At 37.6% G+C, this 20,137-nt stretch carries 16 protein-coding genes; 11 read left to right on the plus strand and 5 right to left on the minus strand.

The genetic code is table 11. The annotated features are described in order from the left end of the window. Nucleotides 1-92 precede the first annotated feature (92 nt). The gene (locus tag H0S70_RS00775) at nucleotides 93-704 is read left to right on the plus strand and encodes a 4'-phosphopantetheinyl transferase family protein (RefSeq protein ID WP_188321340.1); all 612 of its coding nucleotides are present in this window, start codon (nucleotides 93-95) and stop codon (nucleotides 702-704) included. Here H0S70_RS00775 and H0S70_RS00780 read toward each other — a convergent pair. The 3 genes from H0S70_RS00780 to porU all read right to left on the minus strand — a co-directional run bounded on the left by H0S70_RS00780 (nucleotide 680) and on the right by porU (nucleotide 8,071). Further along, a complete protein-coding gene (locus tag H0S70_RS00780; protein ID WP_188321341.1) occupies nucleotides 680-2,941 on the minus strand; it encodes an FUSC family protein in 2,262 nt (753 codons plus the stop codon). The two genes, H0S70_RS00775 and H0S70_RS00780, sit on opposite strands and share 25 nt — an antisense overlap. Before the next feature lie 76 nt (nucleotides 2,942-3,017). After that, nucleotides 3,018-4,139 (minus strand): type IX secretion system outer membrane channel protein PorV, encoded by a 1,122-nt coding sequence (porV, locus tag H0S70_RS00785; RefSeq protein WP_188321342.1) that lies wholly within the window; start codon nucleotides 4,137-4,139, stop codon nucleotides 3,018-3,020. Between the two features lie 29 nt (nucleotides 4,140-4,168). Then, a complete protein-coding gene (gene porU / locus H0S70_RS00790; RefSeq protein WP_188321343.1) occupies nucleotides 4,169-8,071 on the minus strand; it encodes a type IX secretion system sortase PorU in 3,903 nt (1,300 codons plus the stop codon). Between the two features lie 163 nt (nucleotides 8,072-8,234). Between porU and gldJ the strand changes: the two genes are divergently transcribed. Together gldJ and H0S70_RS00800 are read left to right on the plus strand one after the other, a co-directional pair. Further along, nucleotides 8,235-9,842 carry a gliding motility lipoprotein GldJ gene (gene gldJ / locus H0S70_RS00795; protein WP_188321344.1) on the plus strand — a complete coding sequence of 536 codons (1,608 nt, stop codon included), beginning with the start codon at nucleotides 8,235-8,237 and terminating at the stop codon, nucleotides 9,840-9,842. A gap of 61 nt (nucleotides 9,843-9,903) precedes the next feature. Then, on the plus strand, nucleotides 9,904-11,178 hold the full coding sequence (locus tag H0S70_RS00800) for a UDP-N-acetylmuramoyl-tripeptide--D-alanyl-D-alanine ligase (protein ID WP_188321345.1): 1,275 nt from the start codon (nucleotides 9,904-9,906) through the stop codon (nucleotides 11,176-11,178). On the opposite strand, the gene H0S70_RS00805 is transcribed toward H0S70_RS00800, so the two are convergent. Continuing rightward, nucleotides 11,175-11,780, minus strand: a complete 606-nt coding sequence (locus tag H0S70_RS00805) for an NUDIX hydrolase (RefSeq protein WP_188321346.1) — start codon at nucleotides 11,778-11,780, stop codon at nucleotides 11,175-11,177. The genes H0S70_RS00800 and H0S70_RS00805 overlap by 4 nt on opposite strands. A gap of 32 nt (nucleotides 11,781-11,812) precedes the next feature. On the opposite strand from H0S70_RS00805, the gene H0S70_RS00810 reads away from it, so the two are divergent. Next, the gene (locus tag H0S70_RS00810; RefSeq protein WP_031502305.1) at nucleotides 11,813-12,199 is read left to right on the plus strand and encodes a hypothetical protein; all 387 of its coding nucleotides are present in this window, start codon (nucleotides 11,813-11,815) and stop codon (nucleotides 12,197-12,199) included. Between the two features lie 54 nt (nucleotides 12,200-12,253). Here H0S70_RS00810 and H0S70_RS00815 read toward each other — a convergent pair whose 3' ends face one another. Continuing rightward, a complete protein-coding gene (locus tag H0S70_RS00815; protein WP_123248191.1) occupies nucleotides 12,254-12,952 on the minus strand; it encodes an ABC transporter ATP-binding protein in 699 nt (232 codons plus the stop codon). 186 nt (nucleotides 12,953-13,138) lie between these two features. Here H0S70_RS00815 and H0S70_RS00820 point away from each other — a divergent pair, with 186 nt between their 5' ends. From H0S70_RS00820 to H0S70_RS00850, 7 genes are all read left to right on the plus strand, one after another. Next, nucleotides 13,139-13,465, plus strand: a complete 327-nt coding sequence (locus H0S70_RS00820; protein WP_031502073.1) for a Sec-independent protein translocase subunit TatA/TatB — start codon at nucleotides 13,139-13,141, stop codon at nucleotides 13,463-13,465. A gap of 1 nt (nucleotide 13,466) precedes the next feature. Further along, the gene (locus H0S70_RS00825; RefSeq protein WP_188321347.1) at nucleotides 13,467-14,036 is read left to right on the plus strand and encodes a phosphatase PAP2 family protein; all 570 of its coding nucleotides are present in this window, start codon (nucleotides 13,467-13,469) and stop codon (nucleotides 14,034-14,036) included. A 114-nt stretch (nucleotides 14,037-14,150) separates the two neighbouring features. After that, nucleotides 14,151-16,979: a DNA polymerase I gene (polA, locus tag H0S70_RS00830; protein WP_188321348.1), complete on the plus strand. Its 2,829-nt coding sequence runs from the start codon at nucleotides 14,151-14,153 to the stop codon at nucleotides 16,977-16,979. A 33-nt stretch (nucleotides 16,980-17,012) separates the two neighbouring features. Continuing rightward, entirely contained in the window at nucleotides 17,013-17,159 is a 147-nt protein-coding gene (locus H0S70_RS00835) for a hypothetical protein (protein WP_164462368.1), read from the plus strand. 1 nt (nucleotide 17,160) lies between these two features. Continuing rightward, nucleotides 17,161-18,042, plus strand: a complete 882-nt coding sequence (locus H0S70_RS00840; RefSeq protein WP_188321349.1) for a glycosyltransferase family 2 protein — start codon at nucleotides 17,161-17,163, stop codon at nucleotides 18,040-18,042. A gap of 15 nt (nucleotides 18,043-18,057) precedes the next feature. Continuing rightward, nucleotides 18,058-18,471 (plus strand): GxxExxY protein, encoded by a 414-nt coding sequence (locus tag H0S70_RS00845; protein ID WP_188321350.1) that lies wholly within the window; start codon nucleotides 18,058-18,060, stop codon nucleotides 18,469-18,471. Nucleotides 18,472-18,517: 46 nt separating this feature from the next. Further along, nucleotides 18,518-20,137 carry an amidohydrolase gene (locus H0S70_RS00850; protein WP_188321351.1) on the plus strand — a complete coding sequence of 540 codons (1,620 nt, stop codon included), beginning with the start codon at nucleotides 18,518-18,520 and terminating at the stop codon, nucleotides 20,135-20,137.

Raw genomic sequence — 20,137 nt, forward strand, 5'->3', positions numbered from 1 at the left:
TCGAACTTATATCCAATTTATTTCCCAATTTTTACCTCAAAAAAAAATAAGTATTTTTGCGAAGGATCAGTTTTAATTTGTTTTGTTGAATTATGCCTTTATACAGAGATTTTTCCGATGATCAAGCTACCATACTTCTTTGGAAATATGATGAAAATGAAATGCTAGATCCACAAGAATTGCTGGAAAAAGAAAATGATGATCGGATTAAAGATTACCATCCGACGAAACTAAAAGAGCATCTTTTGGTGAGGAAAATCCTGAAATCGGTTTTGCCTGGCTATAAAATTCTGTACAACGGGCGCGAACCTTATCTGTATCCGAAGGATTTCGAGATTTCAATTACCCATTCGTTTCCATTCGCGGCATTGGCTATTTCTAAAAATAAAGTCGGAATTGATATAGAACCATTTAACCCCAAAATTGTTAGAATTAAGCATAAATTTTTGAAAGAAGAGGAATCCGACTTTATTGAAAAAGATAAAGAAGTGGCGTATCTCACAGTGATTTGGTCGCTGAAAGAGAGCATGTACAAAGTTCACCATTCGAATTATTGGTCCTTGAAAAAGCACTATGAAGTGAAGCCTTTCAGTTTAGATTTCCCCTTCAATATTATGTGTAGAGTTCACGATGATCTGGTTTCAGATCTGTACAAAGCTCGGGTTGAGTTTTTCGACCATTATTGCTTCACGATTGTGGATTGAATTTCAGGTTCTAGCTTTTCAGCACATTTCCGTTGTTCTTTTGCGACATCGTAGATCAGTTCTAGGATTTCTCTCAGGTTTTTTAACTCGGTTAGTCTGGTGATTCTGTTCGGATCCCGCCGGTTTGAAATTTCGTTTTCCAAAATTTCTTTTTTCCTTTTTTCGAGGAGTTTTTCTACAGAATCTTCAGGTTTTAGCTGACTGTCTTCCACGATATCGCGGTGATATTTTTTCTGATTCAGGATAAGTGCGGTACGCAATAATTCTGCAGAAATTTTACGGTTCCAACTCGCAAAATCTATTTCGGGGTAATCTTTTGCTTTTTTGGAATACTGTGAAAATGAAGCAATGTACGCAGTAATCAAATGTGCGGTATTCACAAACTGATGCACCAGTTCCATCTTTTTCTGCTGGTTTTTAGGATCAGAAATCATCCTTTGGAAATTATCCGAAAGGTTTCCAAGGTCGATAATTGCGTCTTTTCTTTTAAGTTTAAAATCCTGAATATTTGCATTTTCATTTTGAAAGATATCCATCGCTGCCTGAAAATAATTCAGATTACTTTTGGCCGTTTTCTGCATTAGTTCCAGATTCTGGGTATGTTCCCAAACCGGCAGAACAAAATAGGAAACAGCGAAGGCAACGAGTCCAGCGATAGCGGTATCCAGGATTCGATCTTTGAAAATAAGGTTGACATTTCCGGGGTTCAAGAAATTAAATGTCAGGAAAATATAAATCGTCATGAACAGAACTGCCCAAAAATATCTTACTTTAAGAAAGGTGAAACAAAGAATCATCGAAAAGAGTAAAATGGCGAGAAGTACCGTACTGCTGTCGATGAAATATAAAATAAGATATGCAACTACAGCACCCACAACTGTTCCGTACAATCGCAACAGGTTGCGATGTTTGGTGGTAGAATAGGCGGGTTTCATGATCGCAATAAGGGTAATAAGAATCCAGTACGAGTGCCCAATTCCCAAGAAACTCAGCTTTGAAATGGCGTAACCAACCAACAAAGCAACGGTAATGCGCACCGAATGGCGAAAATGCGAGGATTTTAGCGAAAGATTATTGCGCAACACCTTGAAGTTGATTTTCTCTTCCGCAGTTACAAATTTTCGGTAATCCAAACCTGTAGAAAGACTTTTTGCTAGTTTTTTGTCTTGGGTAAAAACTTTGTAAATGGTTTTAATCTCATCGGTAATATCGGTAATCCGCACCAAAATCAGGCGCAGAATCATGAAATCTTCTAAGTTTTCCGCATTCAGTCGCTGGCTTCGCAGGTCGAAATATTGCTCAAAAATTTCGCTTAATTCTTGGTCAATTTTATAAATAGGTTTTGCTTTGGTGCCGCCTTGCAAAGCAATTCCGATATTGCTGAGTTCCTCTGAAATTTTCGAAAGGTAAATGCTAATTGAAGTTAAAAATCCTGAATCTCCGAAGCTTTCCTGAATTTTGCGATAGTCGCTCTCTGAGGTCATCAGTTTTTCGTGTAGGTCAATGGAATTAAGGAACATCAACATTAACAGTCGGCTTGTGGTAGTCGATTCGTTGACGATCTTTCTTGTTTTGAAAACAGTTTCCCTTGTTTCTTCCTGCAGGTTCTTAATTTTAATCTGTTGGGATATCACCTGCGAATGAAGCAATTCGAAATCGGCATTTGGCTGGTAAAATTTAGATTTTATGGTTAGATAATCGGCAAGTTCGAGGTAGTTTTCGCCAATCATTTGTCCCGCTAATTTATACGGTTGGATTTTAGAAACGATTAAAAAAATCAGCAGATATAAAACTGATCCTGCAAAAAAAATAAGTAAACTGTGCACTAAATTTTCTCCGCTAAGATGCCCGTCGATGAAAATCCCTAAAACAACCAAAGAAAGCGAACCCACCGCCGCGAGTCTTTGGCCGTAAATCCCTATCATCGAGAAAAACATTCCGAAGAAAATTATTTCTAAATAAATCAGAACCGGATAATTCTTAAGAAAACTCGCAACTAAAGCCACGAAAAAGAAAGAAATCACGGCGAGAATCAGCGCGTTTCGTCGGCGGATAAAAGGCCCAGGTTGGTCGGTAAGTCCCACAAAACTGGTTGCTAAAGGAAAAAGGAAATATTCCTTCAATAAACCAAAATAGGCCAGAATAATGCTGGGAACCACAATCGCCAGTGAAATACGAATCGCCGAATAAATATATTGGCTGGTTGTAAATTTCCGGAGTTGTGTAGCATAGTTCATGGTGCAAATTTAAGGGTTATTCTAAAAAGAAAGCCTCAATTTCTTGAGGCTTTCTGTATTTTTTTATTAAATAAAATTAATAATCGGCGTTCGAGGAATCTTCGCCAATGTTCCAGGTAAGCCCGAATCTTAAAGTATTGTCTAAGGCTGAATTTACTTTGGAAGTATTGATGAGGTAAGACATATCTAATCCGAAAGATTGGTATTTCAAGCCAACCCCTACGGTAGCGTACTGTCTTGCACCTTGCTGCTCACTTTCGTGGAAATAACCTCCTCTTAAAGCAAAAGCATTATCGTATTCATATTCTACCGCTCCACTGAACATGATACTTTGCGGGTTGTTGAATGATTTTCCGATTCCTTCGATTACACCTACATTCGGAATATTTCCGGTTTCATCTGGACCTGCAACCAATAATTTGGAAGCTTCGAAGTTTAAACCTACACGATTAAGATCATCGATAAATAAATCGTAACCTGCACCTAATCTTGCGGTGGTAGGAAGATAAGATCTAGATTCTTCGTCGCCCGTATAATCCAGTCTTGGACCTAAATTTTGGATTGCAAAACCAGCTCTTGCACGACCTTCGAAATCGTTGATGCTCGTGTGTCTTTCGGATTGAAAATATCCTGAAACATCTACTGCGAAAGAGTTTGCAGGTTTTAAAGTGTTATCAGAGTTGAAACCTCCGGACAAATCTGAACGGATGAATCGACCGGTAACCGCCATGGAATACGTATCAGTAAGTTTCAAGCCGTACGCAACATCGATGGAAAATTCGTTAGGTTTTGCAGTACCTTCTTGTACCACTTCAGTTCCAACCAATTTAGTAAGATCTACCGCTCCCATGTTGAAATAATAAATACTTGCAGAAATGGTCGCTCTTTCTTCATCTCCCAAAAATTGATGATAAGCTCCGTAAAGCAAGAAAACATCATTGGTCAGTTTACTCATATAAGGAGTATAGTTAACCCCAATCGCAGAAGTGGTTTTGCTGAAAGGATATTTCGCTGCGTTCCAAAACTGAGAGAAAGCGTCCGTGGTTGTCGCAACCCCTTGATCACCCATTCCTCCGGCTCTTGCATCCGGGGAAATCCTCAGAAACGGAGCACCGGTAAGAACCGGCTGTATTTGCGAGTAAGCAGCTACACTTACTCCTAAACTTAGTCCTAAAAATAATTTTTTAGTCAATTTCATAAAGTAGTTTTTTATCGTTTATATTTTTTTTATTTTAAAATGACCATTTTTTCCACTGCTGTAGCGCTGCCTTTGCATTTGTCCTGGTTTTGGCTTTTTGCAAAGATTTTAAAAATATAAGTTCCTTTTCCTACTGCGTCTCCGAAATCATCTTTGCCGTCCCACTCGATCGCGGTTCTTGGGGTTCGGAAACCTTGATAGAACGGCTCTGCAGTAACAGAATTGCTGATTGTTTTTACCAATTTTCCGGTGATGGTATAAATCTGCACATTCACATCTAAAATATCATCGCAATTATGTTCGAACTGCACGTAGGTTTTGTTGGTAAAAGGATTTGGCCAATTTAAGAGTTTATTAACAATTAAATTTTGGTTGGTTTCGTCCTTAACTATAAAGTTTAACGTTTGAGTAGTGGAATTATTGTTGATGTCCCAAACTTTAAAGGTAAGTTGGTGCGCTCCTGGCGATAGATTTCGGAATGGGTAGCTTACATTTCCTTTCTGATAATCGGATAAAGAAGGGTTGGTACATCCGTTTCCGTCGCCTGAAAAATAGAAATCGTTCAGCGCTACGGTGTTGATGATTTGTCCGTCGAGAACCACGGTGATGTCGTGTCCAATTCCTGAACCTGTAGAGTTTATTCCTTTGTCATCGGTTACACAAGCCAAAAGCATTGGGTTTTGATCGGTAATTCCACCGTCGGCAAAATTGGTATTGTTCATATAAAGCTGAACTTTCGGCGCTTCGGTATCATTGATTCCATCCGGATTGATTCCGCCAACTTTTTGAACCTGATTATTAAATACATCAAAAACTTTATTATCTGCGTAGGCTAAAATTCTACCGTCACCAATTTCATAATTAATGTCTTTCGGAACATAAAATTCTACAGTGAAGATACCGTTAACCGCCTGACCGGAAGATTTTACGATAGGTCCATTTTCTTCGGTATAGGAAAGAACAGGATTCATTTTTGGTACTCCATCATTATTGAGTGTTTTTTTGTTAAGTCTTTTATCAAAAATATTAATCGCCACTCTTCCGTTGAAGGTATTATCAACCGTTCCGTCGGCTTTGGTAATGTGGCCTTTCACTTTCACAAAATCCAATGCACGCAACTGTCCTGGAACCGGAGATTCAATTTCGTCGATGGTTAATAATCTTTTCGGGCGGCTCATTTTGGTCGCCGGATCGCCCAATAAATTTACTTTTAGGTGGTCGGAATGGGTTCTTTTTTCAATTTTAGCTTTTAAGAAGGCATCACCCAAACTGCTGAAATCGTCATTTACCAAATTAAAAAGATGTCGGGTGAAAATTGTGGTAAATTCTTCACCATATCCAACTCCGATCGCTCGGCTGGAAGTAAGCATCATAGAAGCACCCCCTTGTTTCGATTTCATCACCTGTTCTCCCGCGGAAGAAGTAGCAGGATCGTCCCAAAGTGTAAATTCGCAGGTGATGGTAGAAACCAGTGGGAACCTTGCGTAAACATTATTGTAATTATTGAAATTCTGAATTTCATCTATAGTTAAAACTCTTTCCTGAGCCCATCCATTGATTCCTCCATGCCCGAAATAGAACAAATAGAGGCTGTTTCCAACATCATTTGCAATGGCTTGGTTTACCTGAGGATATCTTTGTCCACCGGCAGAAGTTTGCGCAGTGAAGGCATCTAAGTACAGTTTTCTGACATTATATTCTTTTCTTACATTCCCCGTTTCGAAAACATTTACCAAGGAAGCATTCATGGTATTGTGGAAAGGAAATTGGTTATCCGCATCATCATCCACCACGAAAGCGAGTTTCATTCTCCACTCGCCAAATGGAGTAGGCTGGCCACGAAGTGCGTTGTTGTATGCTAAAGCTTTGTCGATCAGTAATTTTGCTTCTGCAAGATTTGCAGCGGGTAATCTACCAACCGGAAAATCGGGTAGTCGAGAAGATAAAAGTGTAGATGTAACTGGTCGGGGCGAGGTCATAGTAAAATAATCGTCGGTAACGAAGGAGTTCGAATAGTCCCCACTTTCTTCACTTTGGTACGATGGAACAATATCGGATCCGGGGTGGTTTCTTCCGCGGAAATCATAGGAACTATCGCCTAAAATGAAAAGATATTTCAGTTTTCCTGTTGGTGTATTGAGTTTGGTGGCGAAATCTCTGATGGCGGTAATATCTTTGCTGCCACTGCTGAATTCGTTATAAATTTTATTTACATCTACTACTGCAACCTTATATTTGTCTTGGTAATAGTTGGCTAATCTTTGCACCTGTCCCATCATTTCGGTGGAAGTAATCATCAAATATTCTATATTTTGCAAACCAGATAAATCTTGATTTTCAATTCTTCCGACAAACGAAGGCGTATAAGCATCGCTGTTTTTAAAAGCGACAAATTCGTTTATAAACTGGTTATTGGGAACGTAACCAAAACTGAAAGTACTATTACTGCCTGATTTGTTTACTTTTTTGGTGGCCGTAGTAATGTCTGAAACCTCCCAAACTTGTTCGACCGCTGATGCATCGGAAATGTTGAAAGTGTACAAATCTGAACTTCCCTCCTTGATGTCGTAGCTGCGGAAATTCATTTGGGAATTGTTGAATTTTAAATCTTCTTTATATTGAACTTCGGCATAATCGAAATAAAATCGGCCATTAGGATTGGCAGCGATATTCGGGGCGAAGTTGAAAGTAAGCTGATTGCCTTGTAAATTGGTGATGATTCCGCTATAAGTCAACGGAATTGCTTCTTTTTTCTCGGTTGCTAAAATCGAAGAAGTGCCCGGATTTTGGTTATTGATTGTTGTTGTAATTTTATTTCCCGCAGATTGGTAAGCGACTACTCTTGAGCGGTATCGAATCACGTCCGAGCTTTGCATCGGAGATTTTGTAGTGAAAGTGAGTGTCTTACTATCGATAATTGCATCGCCTGTCCAAATTCTTCCGATTTTCATTAAATTGAATTTTTCTTCATTAATGAATTGATAATCGTCATAGCGAGAAATCACATTAGAATTCACTGCTTGATCAACTTCCAGAACTCTCTTTCCGGGGCCTAGATCGAAATTGATAAAGTAATAGGAGTAATCCTCATAAAGATTCACATAATTAAGAGGCCTGTCTGTACGGGTTTCAATTCTTCGGTTTCCGTTACCATTGGGCAAATCGGAAACTTTAAATAAATTATAACCGTGAGGACCTTGAGCATAAAAAAGCGCATAATCTCCATCATTCCAAGTGCCATCTTCTTCACCAACCACCTGAATTGCATTCTCTTGCAAAGCGGAATATCGGGAATCCTGGTTGTGTTCCGGTAACATCACTCCGCCATTTCCGTAAATTCTGAAATTTTTTGGATTAATGCTGGAAGGGTTGATGCCATTATCTCGCAGAAACTGAGCTGTGATTTTGAAAATCCCCGATTTATCTACTTTTATTTTATAGAAATTACCGGATTTCAGTGGGTTTTCGGTAGTGCCAATTTTTCCGGATAATATTGGACTGGCTTGAGCAGTTTCAGTACTGTTTGTAATAGCAAAAGAAGTTAATCGGTAAATATTTCCTTTTTCAGATTTAAAAGCAGCAACTTTTATATCCGAAGTAATTTCTTGGGTGTAAGGATTGGTGTAATTGCTGATTTCGGCTCTTTCATTAGAAGGAATGTTGTATAAACTCAGTTCAAAAAGATCTTTTTGCAAAACTTTTTCCCAAACCATATTGGTCACCGTTTGAATTTTCCCGGAATATTTCCCGGAGGTGTGATAATAAACGGTACCGTCTTCATAAGAAAACCCTTCGCTTTCGAAGTAGGGAATGGTCAATTGATAGCTTCCGTAATCGATGGTTTTGGAGCCTTTCCACTGAATATTTACGGATTGAGCCGTTGTTAGCGAAATAAATAAGCTAATAAAAAAAAGAGTTAAAATGCGTTTCATCTGAGTGTAAAATTTCACAATTACAAATTAAACGAAAAATAATAGATTTAGTATAAACAATAAAATTAAAATGTTAACGTTTTCCAAAAAAAACTAATTTTTAATTTGATTTATTAAAGTTTTTCTTTTTTCTTTGTATCCTGAAAATATCTATATACCAACTATGAATAAACTTAAGTTGTTTACATTACTAGCGTTCAGTTCTACACTCATTCTTACGAGTTGTGGCGGAGGTGGTAATAGCAAGAAAGGTGGCGGAACCAAGCGTTTTACCAGTAAAACCGGATGGAAACCCAATGACCAAAAAGGCTGGTTCTTCACCGGAAAACAACAAAAACAAAAAGGATGGCCAGGAATGGTTTACGTGGAAGGCGGTACTTTTACTATGGGATTAGTGAAAGACGACGTAATGCACGATTGGAATAACACCCCAACAAGAATGCAGGTAAGCTCATTTTTCATCGGAGAAACCGAAATTACCAACTACGAATACCGCGAGTATGTAACTTGGTTGAAATTCGTATTCCCTCCATCTGATCCAAGTTTCAAAGAAATTTATAAAGGTGCTCTTCCTGATACCACCGTTTGGAATAACGAACTTTCTAGAAACGACTTTGCTGAAACTTATTTCCGCAGACCGGAATTCGATTATTATCCAGTGGTAGGGGTTTCTTGGTTACAAGCTTCTAGATATTGCGACTGGTTATCCGATAGAGCGAATGAAAAAGCTTTAATGGAGCAAGGTGTAATTGCTAAAGATTTTTATGCTAATGATGCTAATAACCAAGGTGCAGGAGCTTTCAGTTTAGATAAATTTAAAGCGAATGATCCGGAAATAGAAGCGTATATCAATAAACAAAGACTTCAGCAGAAATCTGGTATTAAAACCAGTAACCAAAGAATTCTTGCCGCTAACAGAAATGCTACAGCAGGTGTAGTTGAAAAATTCCGTCTCCCGACAGAAGTTGAATGGGAATTTGCTGCACTTGGTTTACAAAAAGATAGAGAATACAATTTGTATCTCAACAAAAAACCAGTTATTGAAGAGCTGAAAGGCAAAAAAGGTAGAAATCGTGGGATGTATCTTGAAAACTTCAAACAAGGTAGAGGAGATTACTCCGGTGTTGCAGGATGGAAAAATGATGGTTCACCAACTACTTCAGACGTGAAACAATATCCTTCCAATAACTTAGGAATCTACGGAATGTTCGGTAACGTTGCTGAATGGACTGCAGATGTCTATCGTCCAATTATCGATCAAGAAGCTAGCGATTTCAATTATTACAGAGGAAATGTTGCTCAAGAAGTTGTGAGAAATGCTGATGGAACTTATAAGAAAATTGAAGCTCCTGCATTTGATACTTTAGCGGACGGAAGATTAGTTTACAAAGGATTACCTGGACAATATGAAAGAGAAGTTGTTGCTGACAACAGAAATTTTAGAGATGGTGATTTCCAGTCTTCATTAGATGCAGGTTACGGAAGAGGAGAAGATAGTACTACTGCTGGATACAATATGTACAACTCCAAACAGAAAAGATTTATTGTTGATGAGCGTGGTAGAGTAGTATTACAAAAAGACCCAGTATCGAGAACAACTAGAGTTACCAATGAAGTAAGAGTTATTAAAGGTGGTTCTTGGTTAGACGGAGCCTACTGGTTAGATCCAGGACAAAGAAGATTCCGTGATGAGGCTAAAGCTTTTGGATGGGTTGGTTTCCGTGTAGCACAAGATGCTAAATCTTCCGGTAAAGGTAGAACCAAAAGATAATTAGTATAAAATATTTTCTAAATCCTTCTGTTTTTGCAGAAGGATTTTTTATTTTTGAATAATGAATGCAGCCTCTTTTTATCCGCTTTTTTTGCAAGCAGGAAAAGTAACCATCGATAGTAGAAAAATAGAATCCAATGATATTTTCTTTGCCTTTTCCGGCGAAAATTTCAACGCAGCTACTTTAGCTGAAACATCCGCTGATCAAGGTGCTTTAGCAGTAATTGTAGAAGATCAAGCTTTTGAAAATACAGCAAGAAATATCTTTTTTGTTCCTTCTACTTTGGAGTTTTTACAAGAATTGGCGATTCATCACCGGAACCAATTAAAAATCCCAATCATCGCATTGACGGGAAGTAACGGGAAAACAACAACCAAAGAAATCATTCATGCAGTTTTGTCTCAGAAATTCAATGTACAATACACCTTTGGGAACCTTAACAATCATATCGGAGTTCCGCTAACTTTACTTTCCATTAAGCTCGAACATGAAATGGCTGTGGTGGAAATGGGAGCCAATCATCAAAAAGAAATTGAACTGCTTTGCCAAATTGCCCAACCCAATTTTGGGTACATTACCAATTTCGGAAAAGCACATCTCGAAGGGTTTGGCGGTTTTGAAGGCGTTATCAAAGGAAAATCTGAATTGTATGATTATCTTAAAAATCATTCTCAAACTATTTTGGTGAATGAAAATGATCCGATTCAAGTTGAAAAAACCGAAAATTATTCCCCAAAAATTACTTTCGGAAAAGCCAATTCCGATTATCAGTTCGAAGAATTTTCTAACCAAAATTTTGTAGGTTTAAGTTTTAAAAATCAAAAAGCACAATCGAAACTTACCGGAAATTATAATTTCACCAACTTGTGTGCTGCAGCGAGTTTAGGTTTCTATTTCGGATTAAATTTTGAACAGATAAAAACCGCTATTGAAAATTATACGCCAACCAATATGCGTTCGCAAGTTTTGGAGAAAAACGGAAAAACTTTTGTGTTGGATACTTACAATGCCAATCCGAGTTCGATGGTGGAATCACTGAAAAACTTCAGTACTTTCAATGGAAGTAAAACCATTATCATCGGCGATATGCTGGAATTGGGCGAAGAATCGGATAAGGAACATCAGTCGATTTTGGAGTTTGCGGAATCTTTTAATTTCGATGAAATTATCACGGTTGGGAAACACTTCAAAAAAGCCAATTCGATTTCCCAATCTTTTAACGATACTCAGGAATTATCAAAATATCTGGAATCGAATGATATTCAATCCAAAAATGTTCTACTAAAGGCATCGCGAGGAATTGCTTTGGAAAAAATTCTGGAATTTATTCATTAATGAAGATTCCAGTAATCGTTCAAAATTAATTTGATGTTTTGGAACGTCATCGGGAAAACTTGCTGTACAATCTCATCTTTGCTTTTCCAGGAAACTTCGGAAATTCCCTCCTCAATTTGTGGTTTCGGCGTTTCGTTTCCTACGTACTGCATTCTGAACCAATAAGTGGTCTTCAGAATTTTTGTGCCATTTCTTTCGGTGTAAATGTGAAAAGTATTGTTCAGGAATTCCTCCAAAATAAGTTCCGATAATCCTGTTTCTTCCTCTACTTCACGAAGAGCGGCTTGTTCCAAAGATTCGCCTTTTTCAATTTTTCCCTTTGGTAAATCCCATTTTCCGATGCGGTGAATGAAGAGAATTTCGCCGTTTTTATTGCTTACTACACCTCCTGCAGCTTCTACTACTTTGAACATATGGGTAAAATCTTCCCAGATTTCTTCGATGTTTTCGCCATATACGTTCAGTTCCGGGCAAGAAGTATTTTCCAAAAGATCAATTGCAATTTCTAAGGTCGCAAAACCTTCAAAACGCAATTTCTTTTCTATATCTTCAGGATATTTACTTAGCATTAATTTTTTTTCATTCACAAAAACTTTATACATTTGCATCCATTTAATCTCGCAAAAATATAAAAATGAATTTAGAAGGACGCAAAATTATTGTAAATAAATCCGTGAACGATTTGGTAGGGATGCTTAAAAATCCTGAAGATTATAAAAATCTGATGCCGGAATCGCTTCAAAATTTCGAAGTTAGAGACAACGGGTTCAAATTCGGCTTGAAAGGAATGCCGGAAATTGCTCTTAAAATCGACGAAGTTACCGAAAACCAAGTGTTGCTTTCTTCCGCAAGCTCTAGTTTAGATTTCTTGTTGAAAGGCACGATGAACGCCGTAAACGAGAACCAAACCGAAGTTCAGTTATTATTCGAAGGTAAATTCAATCCGTTTATTAAAATGATGGTAGAAAAACCACTTCAGAATTTCATCAACACGCTTACCGATAACATCGAAAAGTTGTAAAAGAATATTTTAATAATAAAAAAAGCCCTGAAAGTAGTATTTTCAGGGCTTTTTTTATGAATGGGTGTAATTCGCAAAAGCTTCTTCTAAACTTCCATATTTTCCTTTAAATTCTTCAATCTGAGAATCTTGAATAATATTTCCTTGATGAATGAGAATCACTCGCGAGCAAAGCGCTTCTACTTCCTGCATGATGTGCGTCGAAAGAATGACGGTTTTTTGCCGTCCGATTTCCTTTATCACATTGCGGATTTCAATAATTTGGTTGGGATCCAAACCATTGGTTGGTTCATCGAGAATAAGCAAATCCGGTGAGTGCAAAATTGCCTGCGCAAGGCCAACCCTTTGTTTGTACCCTTTGGAAAGTTGCGATATTTTCTTCGATTTTTCGGGAGTAATTCCTACCAATTCGATAACTTCATCAACTCTTTCTTTAGCAATTTGATGGATGTCTGCCACGAAATTCAAGTACTCTTTTACATACATTTCCGGATAAAGCGGATTGTTTTCCGGCAGGAAACCCATGTTTTTCTTCGTTGTGATTTCGTTTTCGGTTACGTCGTTGCCGTTGAACAAAATCTGTCCTTCATCAATTTTTAGAACACCAACAATTGATTTCATCAACGTTGATTTTCCTGCGCCATTAGGTCCCAATAGCCCAATGATTTCGCTGTTTCCGATCTCGAGATTGATCTTGTTTAAAGCAACTTGTTCCCCGAATTTTTTATTTAAATGAATGATTTGAAGTGACATGAATTGTATTTCTGTTTGATGCAAATTTAAGCAATGATGAGCAATTGTGGAATTTTATTGAGCAGCAAATTCTAAAACTCTTGTTTTTGATTAAAGTTAAATTTTGATGCATTTATTTTAAAGCAATCCATTGAAATAACATTTTATTTTTTATATGAAACTCAAAATCTTTTGTAATTTTGCCGTATGGAATTAAGTATAGGAGAAATGCTGATGATCGCTTTGGCGATTGTAGTTTTGTTCGGTCCCGATAAATTACCACAAATAGCTCGCGATTTAGGTCAAGGAGTACGCAAAATGCGTGGTGCAATGGAGGATGTGAAGACCGAGATTTTGAAGGAAACTGATAATCCTGTATCTGAAATTAAAAGAGAAATCGACAAAGTAAAGCAGGCTGCGAAGGATTACAATCCACTTGCTGAACTGGAATCCAAAGAAGCTCTAGCACAAAGAGATATTCCCAAAGTAAATCTTGCGGAAAACGATGATCACCAAGGACCGGTAAGCCGATAAAATGCAAGAAATTATTCAGGAAGATAAGGAACTTTTTTTGTACCTCAATAATTTGGGGAATCAGTCATTCGATCAGTTCTGGATTATGGTTTCGGCGACTTGGATTTGGGTCCCGCTTTATGTTATTTTTCTTTATTTGCTTTACAAAAAATTCGGAACTAGAAATTTGGTTTTCATTCTCATATTTATAGCTTTAGGAGTCACGGTTTCCGACCAACTTGCCGGAATTTTCAAAACCGGAATTTCAAGACTTAGACCTTGCCATGATCCATCATTAGACGGTTTGCTTCCAGAAGTAAAATGTGGCGGACAATTTGGATTTTATTCCAGCCACGCTTCAAATACATTCTTCATTGCAACATTAATGAGCATTTTGCTGAAAAAAACACATCGATATTTGCCATATTTCCTGTTTTTCTGGGCGGCTTTAGTATCGTACAGCCGAATTTATTTAGGTGTACATTTCCCGATGGATATTTTCATGGGCGCTTTGATGGGATTTTTCCTGGGCGGTTTCTTTGCAACACTTTCTTTGAAGGTGATTTACAAAAGACAAAAAGCGAATTCTTAATTTTTTTTACTTAAAATTTAATTTTAAATATTATTCCGTCGCATTATTAAATCGTGTGCTGAATCTTACTTTATTCCTTTTCTGCAAAGCCGTAAAAATATTATCTTTGCTACTATGTCACACAACAACGATAAAAGACTTTTCCTCATCGACGCCTATGCGATGATTTTTCGTGGGTATTATGCCTTAATCCGTAGTCCGCGAATTACCAGCGATGGGAAAGATACTTCAGCTATTTTTGGATTCACCAACTCATTGATTGAGTTAATCCGTCGTGAAAAGCCGACCCATTTGGCGGTCGTTTTTGATGTAGGTCAGGCGAGTGTGAGAACCTCCGATTTTGCCGATTATAAAGCCAACCGAAGCGAAACTCCGGAGGCGATAAAGATTGCCATTCCGTATATCCATCGGATTTTGGAGGCGATGCATGTTCCAATTTTAGGAGTTGAAGGTTACGAAGCTGATGACGTGATCGGAACCATTGCCTGCAAAGCAGAAAAACAAGGTTATACCACTTTTATGGTGACTCCCGATAAAGATTTTGCTCAGCTGGTGACCGATAAAATTAAAATTTATAAACCAGGTTTAAAAGGCGCAGAGTTCGAAATTTTGGGTGTTGAAGAGGTAAAAACAAAGTATGAAATAGAAGATCCAAAACAGGTCATCGATTATCTGGCGATGATGGGCGATGCCGTGGATAATATTCCGGGATTGGAGGGCGTTGGAGAGAAAACGGCCAAAAAATTCCTTAAAGAATACGGAAGCATTGAAAATTTGCTTTCAAATACCCATGAAATCAAAGGGAAATTACGAGAAAAAGTAGAAGCCAGCGCAGAACGCGGAATTTTATCCAAAAAACTAGCAACCATTATTTGTGACGCTCCGGTGGAATTTGAAGAGGAAAAATATGATCTTGAAATACCGGATTTCGAAAAAGTGAAAGAAGTTTTTGATGAAATAGAATTCAGAAGATTGTATGAAAATCTTTACCGTGCATTCGCTCCTGCAAAAGATGCTGAAAAAGAATTTGATCCTAATAAAATAAGCCGTTTCGACAAGGTACAAGATCCAAATAAACCAGTTCAGCTCGATCTTTTTGCTACTTATGAACAGTTGGATCAGGCCACCAAAACCCAATCCAATATCGCGGAGAGCGATCATTTGTATCAATATATCGACGCTCCGAAAGCACAGAAAATTTTAGTTCAAAATTTGCTTGCCCAAAAAGCAGTTTCTTTTGATACCGAAACCACTTCTTTGAATGAAATGGAAGCTGAACTGATCGGAATGAGTTTCTCTTACAAAAAAGGCCTTGCTTACTACATTCCGCTCTCTGAAAATCGCGAAGAAGCACTCGAAACATTGGAAATTTTCCGACCATTTTTCGAGAAACAAGATATTGTGAAAATAGCGCACAATTTAAAATTCGATTACAAAATCCTGAAGCAATACGGAATTGAAGTTGAAGGTGCAATTTTCGATACCATGATCGCTCATTATCTGCTCAATCCTGATGGCAGACACGGAATGGATTATCTCTCCGAAATTTATCTTCATTATCAACCAATTTCCATTGAAACCCTTATTGGTAAGGGAAAAAAACAAGGAACTTTGCGTTCGGTTTCCATTGAAGAGCAAACCAATTATGCTGCTGAAGATGCTGATGTAACTTGGCAATTGTACGAACTTTTTGCGCCTCAACTAAAAAAAGAAAATCTTGAAGATCTTTTTTTCAAAGTAGAAATGCCTTTGATGAAAGTGCTTGCCAAAATGGAATTGGAAGGCGTTTCTTTGGATAAAAAATGGCTTGAGCAAGAAAGTAAAGATCTGGAAGATGATCTTCGTAAGCTTGAATTAAAAATTTTTGAACTCTCTGGTGAAGAATTTAACATCAATTCACCAAAGCAAATGGGTGAAATTTTGTTCGAAAAGATGCAGCTCGACCCGAAAGCGAAAAAGACGAAAACCGGACAGTACGCGACTTCAGAAGATGTTTTGCAGAAACTTTCAAGTAAGCATGAGATTATTAAATATATCCTCGAATACCGAACCTATCAGAAACTGAAATCAACTTATGTGGATGCTTTGCCTTTGCAAATCGATAAAGATGATCATCGCGTGCATACCAATTTTTCGCAAACTACCGCTGCGACCGGACGTTTAGCTTCTGTAAATCCTAATCTTCAAAATATTCCGATTCGTACCTTACGCGGTCAGCAGATTCGCGGGGCTTTTGTTGCAGGTGAAGGGAAAAAAATTATTTCTGCCGATTATTCTCAAATCGAATTGCGTCTGATTGCAGAAATTTCCAATGAGGAGAATATGATTTTGGCCTTCCAAAATGGTGAAGATATTCATGCTTCTACAGCTTCCAAATTATTTAATATTCCGCTGGAAGAAGTTACGAAAACTCAGCGCTCTCAGGCGAAAACGGTAAATTTTGGAATTCTTTATGGGCAGGGAGCATTTGCTTTGGCAGAACAGACCGGACTTTCCAGAACTGAGGCCAAACAGATGATTGAAGCATATTACGAAACCTATCCTCAGCTAAAGAAATTCATGGCAGACCAGGTTAAGAAGGCGCAGGAATTAGGATATGTGGAGACAATTCTTCACCGTAAACGTCATTTAAAAGATATTAATTCTGCCAATTTTGTGGTGAGAGCTCATGCAGAAAGAAATGCGGTGAATGCCCCAATCCAAGGGAGCGCAGCTGATGTGATTAAATTGGCAATGATTAAAATTGATGAAAAACTAGAAGAACAAAATTTAAAAACCAAAATGTTGCTACAGGTTCACGATGAACTTTTATTTGAAGCACCAGTTGAGGAAGTAGAAATCGCCAAAACTTTAATTAAAACCGAAATGGAATCCGCGTTTGAAACCAAAGTTCCGTTGCTGGTAGAAGTTGGTGTAGGAAATAACTGGCTGGAAGCGCATTAAGTCACAGTTTAAGTCATCAAAAAACCTTCAATTATGAAAACCTTCATTTTCTACGAGAACAATCCTGAGGCAACCATGGAGCAGTTTATGGAAGTTTATCCTAGACATCAGGAGAATGAAGAAAAATTTATAAAAGCCGGAATATTTGCGATGAAAGAATTGCAAGACGAGCTCCTTTAGAATGAAATTCCTGATCATCATCCCCACTCACAACGAGGAAAAGAATATTCTTTTCTGTCTCGAGTCTCTGAAAAATCAGACTTTCAGGGATTATAAAATAGTGGTGGTAAATGATGGCTCGACGGACCAAACTCAAGCTATTGTGAATGAATTCGCAGCAGCTCATCCAGATTTTGAAATAAAAAATTTAGAGAAATCGGAACATCAACCCGGCGCAAAAGTCGTACGCACTTTTAACAAAGGCCTGGAAATGGTTGATCTTAAAGATTTTGATATCATCTGTAAATTCGATGCCGATATTATTTTTCCTGTAAATTATCTGAAAAAAATTCACGACGTTTACGAAAAGAACCCAAAAGCCGGCATGGTTTCGGGAATTGTTAAAATCAAAAAAAATGTTTTTGAGAAAAATTTTGCTTTTAATTTTTCTGATGAAAAAGGACAATGGACTTTTGAAAATATTGCTTCTAAAAACCACGTTCGCGGACCGATAAAATCTTACCGGAAAGAATGTTTTCTGGAAATGAATGGTTTGCGACCAGTTTTGGGTTGGGACAATATCGATGTGATGTTGGCTAAAAAACACGGTTGGGAAGTGATCACCATCAAAGATTTATGGGTGAAACATCTTCGTCCGACTGCTTATAAATACAAAAATCAAAAAGCCGAAAAATTAGGCGAATATTTTTATAATATCGGTTTAAGTTTTCCTTTAGCTGTAATTTCCTCAGTGAAATCCTCATTAAAGAACAGATCAATCGCTGAATTTCTTCTCACGATGAAATCATTTTTAATACAAAAAGGGGAAAGAAATTTATCGAAGGAAGAAATCAAATATATCCGGAATTTACGGTGGAGTCAGATATTTAAAAAAAAATTTTAACCACATAGTTTCATTATGGTCACGAAAAAATATTTGGATAATTTGACATACGAGATCATTGGAAGTGCTATTGAGGTCCATAAAACGATGGGCAGAGGTCTCTTAGAAAGCGTATATCACGAGTGTTTAAAAGAAGAGTTAAGACATAGGAAAATAAATTTTCTAGCAGAGCTAAAACTCCCGGTGATCTATAAGAAGAAATTACTTAATGTTGATTTTCGTTGCGATTTATTCGTCGAAAATAGTATTGTAGCAGAGCTAAAAAGTGTGCACGAATTAATTCCGATCCACGAAGCACAACTTTTGACCTATATGAAACTATTAAAATGTCCGAAGGGCATTCTAATTAATTTTAATTCTTCTAATATTTTTAGAGAAGGTCAAAAGACCTTTGTTAACGAATATTTCAGTGGTTTACAAAACGAATAAACCTATAAATCTATGTGGTTAATTACCAAGTAATAACAGTCGAATCATGAAAAGTATAATTGCAATTCTTTTATTTTTTTACGGGATGTTATCCGCGCAAAAAAACGCCGATCTTATCATTACGAACGCGAAAATTTATACAGTGAACCAGAATTTCGATGTAGTGGAATCGATGGCGGTTTCCAATGGAAAAATTCTTGCAGTAGGAAAAAGCAAAGATATTCTGAAGAAGTATAAATCTGAAAATATTCAGAATCTTGACGGAAAATCAGTTTTTCCTGGATTTATCGATGCGCACTGCCATTTCACTGGTTATGCGAGTGATCAATGGAAATGCGAATTGTGGGGAACAAAATCTTGGGACGAGATCATTCAAAAATTGAGCGATTATTCCAAAAATGCGCCTATGGAATGGCTTTACGGAAGAAGTTGGGACCAAAATGATTGGCTGGTAAAAGAGTTTCCGAACAAAGCAAAACTCGATGAATTGTTCCCGAATCGTCCGGTTTATCTGAAGCGAGTGGATGGTCATGCAGCGATTGCCAACCAAAAAGCGCTTGATATTGCCGGAATTACAACAAATACCAAAATTAATGGTGGCGAAATAGAAGTGAAAAACGGCAAACTTACCGGGATTCTGGTCGATAATGCGATGCTTTTGGTGGAAAAATATATTCCTGAAATCAGTGATGAAATGGCGATTCAGTATTTTGAAGATTTGCAGAAAACTTGTTTTTCTTATGGACTTACATCGCTTCACGATTGCGGAATTTCAACGCATACATTCTCGCTTCTGGAAGAAATGCAGAGGCAGGACAAACTTCAGATGAAAATTTTTGCTTTGCTTTCAGATGAACCCACCACCTACAACGAATGGATTAAAAAAGGAAGATTCACCAAAGGAAATATTACTTTTGGCGGATATAAAGTTTATTCGGACGGAGCTTTGGGAAGCCGGGGCGCGTGTCTGCTCCACGATTATTCTGATAAAAAAGATTGGAAAGGTTTTTTGTTGAGCGATCAAAAACATTTTGAAAATTTAGCTAAAAAGCTAAAAAGCAGTGATTTGCAAATGTGTACCCACGCGATTGGAGACTCTGCAAACCGCACGATTTTAAATATTTATGGTGATGTTTTAGGCATTAAAAATGATAGAAGATGGCGAATCGAACATGCCCAAATTGTCGATAAAAATGACTTCGATTTGTTCGGTAAATATTCCATAATTCCTTCAGTTCAGCCTACTCATGCGACTTCGGACATGTATTGGGCGGAAGAAAGATTGGGAAAAGATCGTTTGAAATATGCTTATGCGTACGAAGATTTGCTGAAACAAAATGGCTGGCTTCCTCTGGGAACCGATTTTCCGGTGGAAGAAATCAATCCGATAAAAACATTTTTTGCAGCAGTTGCCAGAAAAGATGCTAAAAATTTTCCGGCGAATGGTTTTCAGAAAGAAAATGCATTAACCAGAGAACAAGCGTTGCGCGGAATGACGATTTGGGCGGCGAAAGCGGCTTTTCAAGAAAAAGAATTGGGGAGTTTGGAAGAGGGAAAATCTGCGGATTTTGTGGTTTTAAATCAGGATTTAATGAAAGTTGATGAAAATAAAATCTTAGAAACGAAAGTTTTGGAGACTTATAGTTCAGGAAAAAAAGTGCATTAA

Origin of the sequence: Chryseobacterium manosquense, assembly GCF_014623485.1 — a bacterium.
GTDB classification, from domain to species: Bacteria; Bacteroidota; Bacteroidia; order Flavobacteriales; family Weeksellaceae; genus Kaistella; species Kaistella haifensis.